Origin of the sequence: Streptomyces formicae (genome assembly GCF_002556545.1) — a bacterium.
Lineage (GTDB): Bacteria > Actinomycetota > Actinomycetes > Streptomycetales > Streptomycetaceae > Streptomyces > Streptomyces formicae_A.
In genome coordinates this window covers 5,255,702-5,269,320 of sequence record NZ_CP022685.1, presented here as the reverse complement: position 1 = coordinate 5,269,320, position 13,619 = coordinate 5,255,702, and the positions used below count along the sequence as shown (strand labels likewise).

Below are 13,619 nucleotides of genomic sequence, written 5' to 3'. Positions count from 1 at the left end.
TTGCCGCAAGCGATCAGCTCAGCGCGAGCGTCACGCCTCCTTGCTCAGGTTCGGGCCCGCGCCGCCACCGGCGGCCGACTCGATCGGCGGGACGTCCGGCAGCGCCGCCTTCTCCTCGCCGCGGAAGGTGAACGTGGCGGTGTCGCCCTCGCCCTCCACGTCGACGACCACGATGTGGCCGGGGCGGAGCTCACCGAAGAGGATCTTCTCGGAGAGGGTGTCCTCGACCTCGCGCTGGATCGTGCGTCGCAGCGGACGCGCGCCGAGCACCGGGTCGTAGCCCTTCTTCGCGAGCAGCTCCTTCGCGGGCTGGGAGAGCTCGATGCCCATGTCCCGGTCCTTGAGGCGCTCGTCCACCTTGGTGATCATCAGGTCGACGATCTGGAGGATGTCGTCCTGGCTGAGCTGCGGGAAGACGACGACGTCGTCGACGCGGTTCAGGAACTCCGGACGGAAGTGCTGCTTCAGCTCGTCGCTGACCTTGTTCTTCATCCGCTCGTAGTTGGACTTCGTGTCGCCCTGGGCCGCGAAGCCCAGGTTGAAGCCCTTCGAGATGTCGCGGGTACCAAGGTTGGTCGTCATGATGATGACCGTGTTCTTGAAGTCCACGACGCGGCCCTGGGAGTCGGTCAGGCGACCGTCCTCCAGGATCTGCAGGAGCGAGTTGAAGATGTCCGGGTGGGCCTTTTCGACCTCGTCGAAGAGGACGACGGAGAACGGCTTGCGACGGACCTTCTCGGTCAGCTGGCCGCCCTCTTCGTAGCCCACGTATCCGGGGGGCGAACCGAAGAGGCGCGAGACCGTGTGCTTCTCGCTGAACTCCGACATGTCGAGGGAGATCAGCGCGTCCTCGTCACCGAAGAGGAATTCGGCGAGCGCCTTGGACAGCTCGGTCTTACCGACACCGGACGGGCCCGCGAAGATGAACGAACCACCGGGACGCTTCGGGTCCTTCAGACCCGCTCGCGTACGCCGGATCGCCTTCGAGAGCGCCTTGACGGCGTCCTTCTGGCCGATGACGCGCTTGTGGAGCTCGTCCTCCATGCGCAGCAGACGGGAGGACTCCTCCTCCGTCAGCTTGAAGACCGGGATGCCGGTGGCGGTCGCGAGGACCTCGGCGATCAGCTCGCCGTCGACCTCGGCGACGACGTCCATGTCGCCGGCCTTCCATTCCTTCTCGCGCTTGGCCTTCGCGGCGAGCAGCTGCTTCTCCTTGTCGCGGAGAGAGGCCGCCTTCTCGAAGTCCTGGGAGTCGATCGCCGACTCCTTGTCGCGACGCACGCCCGCGATCTTCTCGTCGAACTCGCGGAGGTCCGGCGGCGCGGTCATCCGGCGGATGCGCATCCGGGAACCGGCCTCGTCGATCAGGTCGATCGCCTTGTCCGGCAGGAAGCGGTCCGAGATGTACCGGTCGGCCAGGGTCGCGGCCTGGACGAGGGCCTCGTCCGTGATCGAGACGCGGTGGTGCGCCTCGTACCGGTCGCGCAGGCCCTTGAGGATCTCGATGGTGTGCGGCAGCGACGGCTCCGCGACCTGGATGGGCTGGAAGCGGCGCTCGAGCGCGGCGTCCTTCTCCAGGTGCTTGCGGTACTCGTCGAGCGTGGTGGCGCCGATGGTCTGGAGCTCACCGCGGGCCAGCATCGGCTTCAGGATGGAAGCCGCGTCGATGGCGCCCTCGGCGGCACCCGCACCCACGAGCGTGTGCAGCTCGTCGATGAACAGGATGATGTCGCCGCGGGTGCGGATCTCCTTGAGGACCTTCTTCAGGCGCTCCTCGAAGTCACCGCGGTAGCGGGAACCGGCGACCAGCGCACCGAGGTCGAGGGTGTAGAGGTGCTTGTCCTTGAGGGTCTCGGGCACCTCGCCCTTGACGATGGCCTGAGCGAGGCCCTCGACGACGGCGGTCTTGCCGACGCCGGGCTCACCGATCAGGACCGGGTTGTTCTTCGTACGGCGGGACAGCACCTGCATGACCCGCTCGATCTCCTTCTCGCGCCCGATGACCGGGTCGAGCTTGGATTCGCGGGCCGCCTGGGTGAGGTTCCTGCCGAACTGGTCGAGGACCAGGGACGTGGAAGGCGTGCCCTCCGCAGGACCGCCGGCGGTGGCGGTCTCCTTGCCCTGATAACCGGAGAGCAGCTGGATGACCTGCTGCCGCACCCGGTTGAGGTCGGCGCCCAGCTTGACCAGGACCTGGGCGGCGACGCCCTCGCCCTCGCGGATCAGGCCGAGCAGGATGTGCTCCGTGCCGATGTAGTTGTGGCCCAGCTGAAGGGCCTCGCGGAGCGAGAGCTCCAGGACCTTCTTGGCACGGGGGGTGAAGGGGATGTGCCCGGACGGAGCCTGCTGGCCCTGCCCGATGATCTCCTCCACCTGCTGGCGGACCGCCTCGAGCGAAATCCCGAGGCTCTCCAGGGCCTTAGCGGCGACACCCTCGCCCTCATGGATCAAGCCCAGGAGGATGTGCTCGGTGCCGATGTAGTTGTGGTTGAGCATCCGGGCTTCTTCCTGAGCCAGGACGACAACCCGCCGCGCGCGGTCGGTGAACCTCTCGAACATCGTTAATCGCTCCTCAGAGCGGTCAGGCAGTAAAGGGGTCGGTCCCCTCCCTGTCCTTCCGCAGCTTAGTCCCGCAAGCGGGGACCGCTCATTCCAACTGCCGACACCCGGACACCATCTCGGAGGATCTCCTGACCCCGAACGCCGACAACTGCTCCAACCCGATGGTGCGAGACGATGTTCCCGCAGGCCAAGCAGTTACCCTCACCATCACTACGCCGATGGCGAACGTGAGACGCCGAAGCCCGCGTGTCGCCCCTCCCCACTAGGGATGTCTTACCCGTAAGGACTGACACTCCATGCGGCGCGCACCGGTTCCCTCAGCTACGGGCGAACACCCTTGCGCCGCCGAACACGCCCGTACGCCCTCTTTCCGGACACCGTACGCAACCGATCGACGACCCTGCGTAACCCTCGCGGCCTTCCGGCTGTTGCTCGGACATGGCCCCCACGGTTCCCCAGCCCCGCACGCCGGTCGAGCAGAGCGACCCGGTGCGGCAGTGGTACGAGAACGAGCTCGGCTGGGCGACCGCGCCGGAGCCGGGTCCCGTGCGACTGCTCACGGGCCTGCGCTTCGACGTCCTGGAGCTCCCGGCGGAGGCCGGCTTCGCGGCCCTGCGCCACCTCGGCCCGATGGCTCCGGTGGCCCTGCGCGGGGAAACGATGCGTCTCCTGGTGAGTGCGGGAGGCGCGGACGAGCTGCCGGGGCTGCTCGACTGGCTGGAGTGGGGAAGCATTCCCCTGGGTCTCACCGCGGTGGGGGCCGGTGGGCGGATCGACGCGCCCACTCCCCCCGGGTGGTCCGGCTCGCGGGGTGCCGCCGTCTGGCTGCGACCCCCGGAGCCCGGGCGCGAGGTGGAGCCGACGCTGCCGGCGCTTCCGTCCCTGCCCACTGTGGGGGGAGGCGGGACGGTGCCCCACAGCGACCCCGCCGTGGGCTCCGATCTCGTACGACTTGTGGACACGGCGGCAACGCAGTGCCACCGGGTCCGGTTGCGGCGTCGCAGCCGTCAGCCGTTGGCCTTCTCGTAGGCCTCACGAATGGACGCGGGAACGCGGCCGCGGTCATTGACCTCGAAACCGTTCTCCTTTGCCCAGGCGCGAATCGCGGCGGTGTCCTGACCACCGCTCGCGGCAGCGGCACGAGCCTTGCCGCGGCCGCCGGAACCACGGCCGCCCGTGCGCCGACCGGCCTTGACGAAGTCCTCAAGAGCCCCACGGAGCTTGTCCGCGTTGGCAGTGGTGAGGTCGATCTCGTACGACTTGCCGTCCAACGCGAACGTCACGGTCTCGTCCGCCTCGCCACCGTCGAGGTCATCGACAAGAAGGACCTGAACCTTCTGTGCCACCGGATTTCCTTTCATCGATAACTACGAGGCCGTCCCGCACGACGTGCGCCGCCGATTCACCGGCCCCTGTTATATGCAGTACTGCAGTACGTCGGAAAGCAAACCGCTTTTGCTGGAAAAACACAAACCCCTGGGAGAGACCAGGCGCCCCGAGAAGCCTGGAAACATACGCGTTTCGGACATAGCCCACCTGGGCAGGAGGCCGTCCGGAATACCACGGTGGCGATCACAGATGCAGAAGCATCCGGCTGTTGCCCAAGGTGTTCGGTTTCACTCGTTCGAGGCCGAGGAACTCCGCGACGCCCTCGTCATAGGAACGCAGGAGCTCGCTGTAGACATCTCCGTCGACCGGAGTCTCGCCGATCTCCACGAACCCGTGCTTCGCGAAGAAGTCGACTTCGAAGGTGAGACAGAAAACCTTGCGGACGCCGAGCCAGCGGGCGGTCTGGAGCAACTTCCCGAGCAACTGATGCCCCACCCCGACCCCCTTGACCTCCGGGTTCACCGCGAGCGTGCGGACTTCCGCGAGGTCTTCCCACATCACGTGCAGAGCGCCGCAGCCGACCACCTCCGCGTTGTCGTCGCGTTCCGCCACCCAGAACTCCTGGATGTCCTCGTAAAGCGTCACCGTCGCTTTGTCCAGGAGGATGCGCTCGCCGACGTAGGAGTCGAGGAGGCGGCGGACGGCCGGGACATCGGCGGTTCGCGCCCTGCGGAGGGAGACCGCTTTTGCACTGAGTTCGCTGAGTTCGGGTACGTCTGCTGCCATGGGCGGACGCTATCGCTCTGCGCCACGCTCTGGGGAGCCGGGGTTCTCCGGGCCTTGGACGATACGCATGGCATCACTCAGGGCTTCGCGCTGTTCCGGCGACATCATGCCGAAGAAGGCGACGAGTGCGGCCGCGGGGTTGTCACTGCGCGACCACGCTTCGTTCATCAGTGCGGCCGCGTAGGCGGCACGAGTGGACACCGCCTCATATCGATAGGCACGCCCTTCCGCTTCGCGACGCACCCAGCCCTTCTGATGGAGATTGTCCAAAACGGTCATCACGGTCGTGTACGCGATGGACCGTTCCTGCTGAAGGTCTTCCAGGACTTCTCGAACGGTCACGGGGCGGTTCCACTTCCACACCCGCGTCATGACTGAGTCTTCGAGTTCTCCCAATGGACGAGGCACAGCAGAACAATAGTGGGAGACGTCACTATTGGCGTGATGCGTGAGGGACGTGGCGTACCCCTAATTTCTGCAACAAAAAGGGCGTACGACTCTAAAACGCTGGAGTCGTACGCCGTGGTGCGCGCCCGGGCACACCGGGTGACGTTTGCAGGTCACACCGGGGATACCGAGGATACCGGGCACCCATAAGTGCGATGAGATGCGGATCAGGCGCCGCCGGCCTCGGGGGACTGACGGACGGATTCGGCGCGGGCGACGGCGGCGTCGGCGGCCGCGTCCTCCTTCGCCTTGTTGGCACCGCCCTGGGTCTTCACGATCGTCACGATCAGACCGGTGAAGAACACGGCCATCACTACGGGGGGCACGAGCGCGGAAACGTAGTCCATGCCCCCAGAGTAGCTAGCCCGCGGCGAGCTGGTGCGGCGGGTCCGCGGGGGTCTCGGGGCGGCGCTTGGGCGGGAAGACCTCGGCCGGGGTGGGGACCGGGCGGGACGGCTCCGGAGCGGCCGGACGCTCGGGCGGCGTCCGGGGTGTCCTGGGCTTCGGCGCGGCCGGTTCGTCCGCCGCGTCGAGACCGCCGGGCAGCGCGAGCAGCCTGGTGCGCGACGCGGGAACGAGGGCGCGGGCGGGGGCCGGGACGGCGCGGCCCGCGAGTCTGGCCCGCACGGCCTTCTCGGCGAGGATCCGGCACCGGTCGAGCAGCGCGGCCGCGACGGCGTTGCCGCGCAGGGCGCGCAGCGCCGCGAGATCGTCGGCGCCCGGCTGGTACCCGGCGCCGAGCGCGTCGTCCAGGAGACCGAGGTAGCCGGCCGCGGTGCCGGGCAGGGCCGCCCGGTACCGCGCGAGGTCGGCCACCAGGAACGCGCGGAGTCTGGCTCCCTCGCGTACGGCCTCGTCGACCGATTCGGCGAGGCGAAGACAGTCCTTGACGTCCTCGTCGCTGACGGGGCTGGGGTGCAGGGCGAGGGCCAGGGCGCGGCGGAGCACACGCAGTTCCTCCGCACCGAAGGCCATGCCGCCACGAGATCCATAGGGCGTGGGCATGGGACGACGATACGCACGGAACGGACAAAATCCGCTTAACGCCACTTCATGGCGCGGCGGCGGTCACCTTCACCCGGCGGGCACTCGGCGGTCGGTCATTCGGCGCGGCGGCGGACCAGGGCGAAGACGACCGCTCCGACGCCGAGCAGCGCGGCGGCCGCGGCCGCGATCCACGGCAGGATCCCGGCGCCTGCCTCCGCCATGGGGTGCGCGTCCGCGGCCTTCTCGGCTCCCGCGGCCTTCTTGCCGACGACGATCGGTGCCTCGTCGTTGGACGGGTCGGGGTCGTTGAGGTCGAAACCGCCGTCTCCGGGACGGTCGGTGTCTCCGGAGCGCACCCGGACGGTGCCCTCGACCGCGGCGACGTCTTCGGAGTAGCGGACTTCGAAGAAGTAGGACTGTCCGCTGCCGGGCGCCTCCACTCCCGCGTCGGGGCACAGATAGCGGCGGTGGCCCGGCGCGAAGGGCTTCCGCTTCCCGCCTTCGTAGGTGAAGCAGTCGCCGTCCGCGTTCTCGTCCGGTTCCTCGTCGACGCGTACGGTGCTCGCCACCACGCCCTTGGGCAGGGTCACCTCTACGTAGACGGCAGGTTCGCGCAGGGGGCGGGCGATCCGCGCGGGGCCTTCGTTGTGCAGACCGAAGGTGAGCTCTCGGGTCGTGCCCTTCTTGCCGGGCTTCAGGGTGTCGCCGACCGCGCGGATGTCCGCGCTGTTCTTGGCCACGAACCGCACCACGCGCTCGGCGGCGAAGCCGGTGCCCTGTCCCCGTGCCGGGACGAGGGTCAGCTCGGGGCCGCGTCCCGGGGTGCCGCCCTGGGTGGTGTCCTGCTCCTCGGGGACGGCCTCCGCGGAGTACGTGACCTGGGTGTGAAAGGCGTCGTCGGTGAGAGAACCGGGCAGCGGCGAGGCGAGGGCGACGGTCTCGCCGGGGGCGAGGGGCCGGTCGAAGTAGCAGGTGACCGCCGCGATGTGGTCGCCGTGATCGCCCTGCCGGTAGCGGCAGTTGCTGTGCCGCTGGGCGAGCCGTACGCCCGAGTCGCCCGCGGCCTCGACGGCGATCCGCTCGGTCACGCGGTCGCCGGTGTTGCGCAGGACGACGGGGATCTCGACGTCCTGGCCGGTCTCCAGTCCCTTCTCGTCGGGGAGTTGGGCGACTTCGAGGCTCGGCGTGCCGAGGGAGACGCGGGAGGTGGTCCTCGCGCCGGTGAGGCGCTCGCCGGTCACTTCGTAGCGGATGGTCGCGGAGGTGCCCGCCGCGACGCCCGCGACGGCGGTGACCGAGATCGGCTTGTCGGGGCCCCTCAGATGCTTCTCGAACTCGCAGGTGACGAGGGGCCCTTCGGCCGCGCAGAGGTCGTCCGTGACCTTCACGGTGGCGACGCCCCGCAGTCCGCTGGTGTCGATGACGAGCCGCACGTCGCGGGGGCCCGGCAGGGACGTGCCGCCGTCGTAGAACTCGATCATGGGGTCGATGGCGACGGCTTCGCCGGAGCGCGGCAGGGACAGCTGGGGCACCGAGATCCGGGACCAGACCTGGGCGGGGGCCTCAGGGGGCTCGGAGGGGCCTTGCGGGGGCTCGGAGGGGTCTTGTGGGCTCTGGGCGGCGGGTTGGGTGACGAGGTGGCGCTCCTGGGCCCCGGCGGCGGGCAGGGCGGCCGCTGTCGGGGCGGTCGCCGGTATCGCCAGTGCCATGACCGCCGCGGCAGCCCACCATCGTCGCTTACGCGTCATTCGCCCCAGCCCGTCCGAACCCACTCAAGTCCCGTCCCCGCGCAGACTCTTGTAAAGGTACGAGGGTTGTGTGCGCAAGCCCGTTCGACCTGCGCGCACTCCGCGGCGGCTGGTTCGCGCCGTCCGGCCCCGGGGGCCTTTCGGCGCGTACGCGCCCTTTCGCCCCGGTGGGAGGGGTGGGCTCAGCCCCGGGCCACGTTCCGCTCGTAGACGAGCCGGAGTCCGATCAGCGTCAGCCACGGCTCGTGCTCGTCGATGACCGACGCCTCGCCGAGCACCATCGGGGCGAGGCCGCCCGTGGCGATCACCGTCACGTCCTCGGGGTCGCCGCCCGGGCCCGCCAGTTCGCGCGCCATGCGGTTCACGACGCCGTCGACCTGCCCCGCGAAGCCGTACAGGATGCCCGCCTGCATGGCCTCCACGGTGTTCTTGCCGATGACGCTGCGCGGCCTGGCCAGCTCGATCTTGCGGAGCTGGGCGCCGCGCACGCCGAGGGCCTCCACCGAGATCTCGATGCCGGGGGCGATCACGCCACCGGCGTACTCCCCGCGCGCGGAGACCGCGTCGAAGGTCGTCGCCGTGCCGAAGTCGACGACGATCGCCGGGCCTCCGTAGAGCTCGACCGCCGCGACCGCGTTGATGATGCGGTCGGCGCCGACCTCCTTGGGGTTGTCCATGAGGATCGGGACGCCGGTCTTGATGCCCGGTTCGACGAGCACGGCGGGCACGTCTCCGTAGTAGCGCCTGGTGACCTCGCGCAGCTCGTGCAGGACCGAGGGGACGGTGGAACAGATCGCGATGCCGTCGATGCCGTCGCCCAGCTCCTCGCCGAGCAGCGGGTGCATGCCCATCAATCCGTTGAGGAGCACCGCCAGTTCGTCGGCGGTGCGGCGGGCGTCGGTGGAGATGCGCCAGTGCTCGACGATGTCCTCGCCGTCGAAGAGGCCGAGGACCGTGTGCGTGTTGCCTACGTCGATGGTGAGCAGCATCAGTCCCGCACCGCTTCCCGAAGGTCGAGACCGATGTCCAGGATCGGCGACGAGTGGGTGAGCGCGCCCACCGACACGTAGTCCACGCCCGTATCGGCGTACGCGCGCGCGTTCTCCCGGGTGAGGCGGCCCGAGGACTCCAGGAAGGCGCGGCCGTCCACCAGGGCCACGGCCTCCGCGGTCTCGCCCGGCGTGAAGTTGTCCAGGAGGATCAGGTCGGCGCCCGCGTCCAGGACCTCGCGCAGCTGGTGGAGGGTGTCGACCTCGACCTCGATGGCCAGACCGGGGAACTGCTCGCGCACGGCCTTGAACGCCTGCTCCACGCCGCCCGCGGCGACCACGTGGTTGTCCTTGACCAGGGCCGCGTCGGAGAGCGACATGCGGTGGTTCACGCCGCCGCCCATGCGCACCGCGTACTTCTCCAGGGCGCGGTAGCCGGGCGTCGTCTTGCGGGTGTCGCGCACCCGCGTCTTCGTGCCCTCCAGGACGTCCGCCCACGCGCGCGTGGCGGTCGCGATGCCGGAGAGGCGGCACAGGATGTTGAGCGCGCTGCGCTCGGCGGTGAGCAGGTCGCGGGTGCGGGTGGTGACGCTGAGCAGCACGGTGCCCGCAGCGACGCGGTCGCCGTCCTCGACGTGCCGCTCGACCTCGAACTCGTCCTCGCACACTACGGAGAGGACGGCTTCGGCGACGCGCAGGCCCGCGACGGTGCCCGCCTCGCGCGCGGCGAAGTCGGCGGTGGCGACGGCGTCCTCGGGGATGGTGGCGACCGTGGTGACGTCCACGCCGCCGTCCAGGTCCTCCTCGATGGCCATGTGCGCGATGTCCTCGACCTGCACGGGGTCGAGGCCCGCCTCGGTCAGGAGCTGGGCAAGGGCGGGGTCGAGACCGCACTCCATGGGGTCGTACGCGTCGTCACCGCCGCAGCCGCAGGCGTCGCCACAGCCACCGCCTGCGGCTGAGGGGGCGGCGAGGGGGAGGTTGTCGGGGGTGCTCACGGTCACTGCTCCTGGGGACTGGGACGGGTCGGAGGGAAATCGGGGGTCGCTGTCGTGTCTACCGCCAGCGTCCTGTCCGGATTCAGGCGTACGACGATGTGGCGCCGCCAGGCCGCGTCGTCACGGTCGGCGTGGTCCTCGCGCCAGTGGCAGCCGCGGGTCTCCTCGCGGCGCTGGGCGGCGGCGACCAGGACACGGGCGACGCACAGGAGGTTGGTGGCCTCCCAGGTGTCGACGCCGGGCTCCGCGGTCTTGCCGTCGTCGGCGAGCGCGCCGGCGGCCTGGGCGTGGATGCGGGCGAGACGGGCCGCCGCCTCGGCGAGGGACGCGGCGGAGCGCAGCACTCCGGCGCCCTCGGTCATGACGCGCTGGATGGCGAAGCGCGCCTCCGGCGGCAGCAGGGGGTGGGCGGGCGTCCGCGGCCGGGTCACGGGGGCGGGCACGCGCGCGTGCAGGGCGTTCTCCGCGTGCCGCGCCGCGATGTCGGCGGCGATGCGCTCGGCGTAGACCAGGCCCTCCAGAAGGGAGTTGGAGGCCAGCCGGTTGGCGCCGTGCACGCCCGTGCAGGCGACCTCGCCGCAGGCGTACAGGCCGGGGACGGTGGTGCGGCCGTGCACGTCGGTGCGGACGCCGCCGGACGCGTAGTGCGCGGCGGGGGCGATCGGGATGGGCTCGGTCACCGGGTCGATGCCGTGCGCGCGGCAGGCGGCGAGGATCGTCGGGAAGCGGTTCTCCCACATGTCGGCGCCGAAGTGCCTGCCGTCCAAGTACATGTTCTCGGCGCCCTTTTCCTGCATGCGGCGCGTGATGCCCTTGGCGACGATGTCCCGGGGCGCGAGCTCGGCGAGCTCGTGCTGGCCGACCATGAAGCGCACGCCGTCGGCGTCCACCAGGTGCGCGCCCTCGCCGCGGACCGCCTCGGAGACCAGCGGCTGCTGGCCCTCCGCGTCGGCGCCGAGGAAGAGCACCGTGGGGTGGAACTGCACGAACTCCAGGTCGGAGACCTCGGCTCCGGCGCGCAGTGCGAGCGCGACGCCGTCGCCCGTGGAGACGGACGGGTTGGTGGTCGCCGAGAAGACCTGGCCCATGCCCCCGGTGGCGAGGACCACCGCGGGGGCGTGCACGGCGCCCACGCCGTCGTGCTGGCCCTCGCCCATGACGTGCAGGGAGACACCGGCGGTGCGGCCTTCGGCGTCCGTGAGGAGGTCGAGCACCAGGGCGTTCTCGACGGTCGGTATGCCCTGGGCGCGGACCGCTTCGACGAGGGCGCGGGAGACCTCCACGCCGGTCGCGTCGCCGCCCGCGTGCACGATGCGGCGGCGGTGGTGGCCGCCCTCACGGGTCAGGGCGATGTCGCCCTCGGGTCCCGTGTCGAACCGGGCTCCGGTCTCGATGAGGCGGCGCACGGCGCCGGGGCCCTCGGTGACCAGGGTGCGCACGGCCTCCTCGTCGCACACGCCCGCGCCCGCCACCAGCGTGTCCTCAAGGTGCTGCTCGGGGGTGTCGCCCTCGCCGAGCGCCGCGGCGATGCCGCCCTGCGCCCAGCGCGTGGAGCCGTCGTCCAGGCGGGCCTTGGTCACCACGACCGTCTTCAGACCGGCGGCCGAGCAGCGCAGGGCCGCGGTGAGCCCGGCCACTCCGGAGCCGACGACCACGAGGTCGGCTTCGAGGGACCAGCCGGGGGCGGGGGCGTGCAGCCGTATTCCGGTGGCACTCATGCGGTGGCTCCGTTCGCGCTCATACGGTCGCTCCGAAGGTCAGCGGGATGTTGTCGATCAGTCGTGTGGAGCCGACCCTGGCGGCCACGGCGAGGACGGCGTCTCCGCTGTGCCCCGGACGTACGTCGGTGAAGTCGGCGGGGTCGACCAGCGCCACGTAGTCCAGGCGCAGCGGGGGCCGCAGCCGGGCGGCCTCGTCGAGGACCTGCCGGGCCGAGGCGAGGACGGCCGCGGGCCCGTCGCTCGCGGAGGGCGCCCCGGACCGGGCGAGCGCGTGGGCGTCGGCGGCCGCGCGGGACTCGCCGATGGCGCTCAGGGCGACGGCACGCGCGCGCGTGGCGGGCGCGCTGGCGGCACGGGCGCGCAGGGCCTCCTGCGCGGCGTGCCGGTCGCGGCCCGCGAAGAGGGCCTGGGAGAGGGCGAGCGCGGTGCGGCGCTCGTCGGGCGCGAGGTAGCGGTTGCGGCTGGAGAGCGCCAGGCCGTCGTCCTCGCGGACGGTGGGGACGCCGACGATCTCCACGTCGAAGTTCAGGTCGCGCACCATGCGGCGGATCAGGGCGAGCTGCTGGGCGTCCTTCTGCCCGAACAGCGCCGCGTCGGGCCGGGTGAGGTGCAGCAGCTTGGCGACGACGGTGAGCATGCCGTCGAAGTGGCCGGGGCGGGTGGCGCCTTCGAGGACCGTGCCCATGGGGCCCGCGCCGATGCGGACCTGGGGCTCGCCGCCCGGGTAGACCTCGTCCACGGAGGGGGCGAACACGGCGTCGGCGCCCGCCTGTTCGGCGATCTTGAGGTCGGCTTCGAGGGTGCGCGGGTAGCGGTCCAGGTCCTCGCCCGCGCCGAACTGGAGCGGGTTCACGAAGACCGTGACGACGACCTCGCCCTCGGGGCCCGCGACGCGGCGGGCGGCGCGGATCAGCGAGGCGTGTCCGTCGTGCAGGGCGCCCATCGTCATGACGACGGCACGGCGTCCCGCACGCGCGCGCGTGCGCAAGGACTCGGCGGTGTGCAGGAGGGCGGTGGTCATCGGTCTCCCTCCCCGGCTCCACCGGCGCCGCCCGCTCCGTTGGCGAGGACGCCGAGGAGGTCCTCGGCGAGCTCCGGCTTGAGCAGGCCGTGCGCGAGGGCGCGGTCGGCGGTGGCGCGGGCCATCGCGAGGTAGCCCGCGACGGTCTGCGGGGCGTGCTTGCGCAACTCGGCGACGTGCGCGGCGACCGTGCCCGCGTCCCCGCGCGCGACGGGTCCGGTGAGCGCGGCGTCGCCGGAGCGCAGGGCGTTGTCGAGGGCGGCGCCGAGCAGCGGGCCGAGCATCCGGTCGGGGGCGGCCACGCCCGCGTCGCGGAGCAGGTCCATGGACTCGGCGACCAGCGTGACCAGGTGGTTCGCACCGAGGGCGAGGGCCGCGTGGTAGAGCGGGCGGCTCTCCTCGGAGATCCACTCGGGCTCGCCGCCCATCTCGATGACCAGGGCCTCGGCGGCGAGGCGCAGCTCCTCGGGCGCGGTCACGCCGAAGGAGCATCCGGCCAGGCGCTGCACGTCGACGGCGGTGCCGGTGAAGGTCATGGCGGGGTGCAGCGCGAGCGGCAGGGCACCGGCCCGCAGCGCGGGTTCGAGGACCTTGGTGCCGTACCTGCCGGAGGTGTGCACGAGGAGCTGGCCGGGGCGCACGGCCCCGGTCTCCGCGAGACCGTCGACGAGGCCGGGCAGGGCGTCGTCGGGGACGGTCAGGAGCACCAGGTCGGCCCGCTCGAGGACTTCGGCGGGCGGTACCAGGGGGACGTCGGGCAGCATCGCGGCGGCGCGGCGCACGGAGGTGTCGGACACTCCGGACGCGGCCACCGGACGGTGCCCTGCGAGTTGCAGCGCCGCGGCGAGCGCGGGGCCCACGCGGCCCGCTCCCACGACACCCACGGTGAGCCTCGCGGGACGGTCCCGCGGGTCTGGCTGATGCGATGCGTTCACGCGATGACGCCTTCCGTTCCAGTCCGCTCGGGGTACCGGACGATTTCTCGTCATGCTAACGCTATTGCTTGGTGCCGCGTCCTGCGCTGTCCACAG

Annotated in this window: 13 protein-coding genes; 1 reads left to right on the top strand and 12 read right to left on the bottom strand. The window is 71.1% G+C overall.

What is annotated here, in order from left to right; all coding sequences use genetic code 11:
• Nucleotides 1-30 precede the first annotated feature (30 nt).
• Nucleotides 31-2,559, bottom strand: a complete 2,529-nt coding sequence (locus tag KY5_RS22810; RefSeq protein ID WP_098244000.1) for an ATP-dependent Clp protease ATP-binding subunit — start codon at nt 2,557-2,559, stop codon at nt 31-33.
• 441 nt (nt 2,560-3,000) lie between these two features.
• On the opposite strand from KY5_RS22810, the gene KY5_RS22800 reads away from it, so the two are divergent.
• Nucleotides 3,001-3,591, top strand: a complete 591-nt coding sequence (locus KY5_RS22800; protein ID WP_098243999.1) for an SCO3374 family protein — start codon at nt 3,001-3,003, stop codon at nt 3,589-3,591.
• Here the strand turns inward: KY5_RS22800 and KY5_RS22795 are convergent.
• The 11 genes from KY5_RS22795 to KY5_RS22745 all read right to left on the bottom strand — a co-directional run bounded on the left by KY5_RS22795 (nt 3,570) and on the right by KY5_RS22745 (nt 13,523).
• On the bottom strand, nt 3,570-3,908 hold the full coding sequence (locus tag KY5_RS22795; RefSeq protein ID WP_098243998.1) for a histone-like nucleoid-structuring protein Lsr2: 339 nt from the start codon (nt 3,906-3,908) through the stop codon (nt 3,570-3,572). The genes KY5_RS22800 and KY5_RS22795 overlap by 22 nt on opposite strands.
• Nucleotides 3,909-4,134: 226 nt before the next feature.
• The gene (locus tag KY5_RS22790) at nt 4,135-4,677 is read right to left on the bottom strand and encodes an amino-acid N-acetyltransferase (protein ID WP_098243997.1); all 543 of its coding nucleotides are present in this window, start codon (nt 4,675-4,677) and stop codon (nt 4,135-4,137) included.
• Between the two features lie 9 nt (nt 4,678-4,686).
• Nucleotides 4,687-5,073 (bottom strand): BlaI/MecI/CopY family transcriptional regulator, encoded by a 387-nt coding sequence (locus KY5_RS22785; RefSeq protein WP_079043824.1) that lies wholly within the window; start codon nt 5,071-5,073, stop codon nt 4,687-4,689.
• Nucleotides 5,074-5,291: 218 nt separating this feature from the next.
• A complete protein-coding gene (locus KY5_RS22780) occupies nt 5,292-5,471 on the bottom strand; it encodes a hypothetical protein (protein WP_098243996.1) in 180 nt (59 codons plus the stop codon).
• A gap of 13 nt (nt 5,472-5,484) precedes the next feature.
• Entirely contained in the window at nt 5,485-6,099 is a 615-nt protein-coding gene (locus tag KY5_RS22775; protein ID WP_098243995.1) for a hypothetical protein, read from the bottom strand.
• Between the two features lie 125 nt (nt 6,100-6,224).
• A complete protein-coding gene (locus KY5_RS22770; protein ID WP_098243994.1) occupies nt 6,225-7,820 on the bottom strand; it encodes a hypothetical protein in 1,596 nt (531 codons plus the stop codon).
• A gap of 221 nt (nt 7,821-8,041) precedes the next feature.
• Nucleotides 8,042-8,848, bottom strand: a complete 807-nt coding sequence (locus KY5_RS22765) for a type III pantothenate kinase (protein ID WP_098243993.1) — start codon at nt 8,846-8,848, stop codon at nt 8,042-8,044.
• The gene (nadC, locus tag KY5_RS22760; RefSeq protein WP_098243992.1) at nt 8,848-9,846 is read right to left on the bottom strand and encodes a carboxylating nicotinate-nucleotide diphosphorylase; all 999 of its coding nucleotides are present in this window, start codon (nt 9,844-9,846) and stop codon (nt 8,848-8,850) included. Before nadC ends, KY5_RS22765 begins: the two co-directional genes overlap by 1 nt.
• A 2-nt stretch (nt 9,847-9,848) precedes the next feature.
• Nucleotides 9,849-11,564 carry an L-aspartate oxidase gene (locus tag KY5_RS22755; RefSeq protein ID WP_098243991.1) on the bottom strand — a complete coding sequence of 572 codons (1,716 nt, stop codon included), beginning with the start codon at nt 11,562-11,564 and terminating at the stop codon, nt 9,849-9,851.
• Between the two features lie 19 nt (nt 11,565-11,583).
• Nucleotides 11,584-12,588, bottom strand: a complete 1,005-nt coding sequence (gene panC / locus KY5_RS22750) for a pantoate--beta-alanine ligase (protein ID WP_098243990.1) — start codon at nt 12,586-12,588, stop codon at nt 11,584-11,586.
• Complete coding sequence (locus tag KY5_RS22745) at nt 12,585-13,523, bottom strand: Rossmann-like and DUF2520 domain-containing protein (protein WP_098243989.1); 939 nt, start codon at nt 13,521-13,523, stop codon at nt 12,585-12,587. The genes panC and KY5_RS22745 overlap by 4 nt, the downstream gene beginning before the upstream one ends.
• Nucleotides 13,524-13,619: the final 96 nt, after the last annotated feature.

Coding starts and splice junctions, on each gene's coding strand:
- KY5_RS22770 (WP_098243994.1), bottom strand. CDS start 7,820: ATGGCACTGGCGATACCGGCGACCGCCCCGACAGCGGCCGCCCTGCCC.
- KY5_RS22810 (WP_098244000.1), bottom strand. CDS start 2,559: ATGTTCGAGAGGTTCACCGACCGCGCGCGGCGGGTTGTCGTCCTGGCT.
- KY5_RS22780 (WP_098243996.1), bottom strand. CDS start 5,471: ATGGACTACGTTTCCGCGCTCGTGCCCCCCGTAGTGATGGCCGTGTTC.
- KY5_RS22775 (WP_098243995.1), bottom strand. CDS start 6,099: ATGGCCTTCGGTGCGGAGGAACTGCGTGTGCTCCGCCGCGCCCTGGCC.
- KY5_RS22755 (WP_098243991.1), bottom strand. CDS start 11,564: ATGAGTGCCACCGGAATACGGCTGCACGCCCCCGCCCCCGGCTGGTCC.
- panC (WP_098243990.1), bottom strand. CDS start 12,588: ATGACCACCGCCCTCCTGCACACCGCCGAGTCCTTGCGCACGCGCGCG.
- KY5_RS22800 (WP_098243999.1), top strand. CDS start 3,001: ATGGCCCCCACGGTTCCCCAGCCCCGCACGCCGGTCGAGCAGAGCGAC.
- KY5_RS22790 (WP_098243997.1), bottom strand. CDS start 4,677: ATGGCAGCAGACGTACCCGAACTCAGCGAACTCAGTGCAAAAGCGGTC.
- KY5_RS22765 (WP_098243993.1), bottom strand. CDS start 8,848: ATGCTGCTCACCATCGACGTAGGCAACACGCACACGGTCCTCGGCCTC.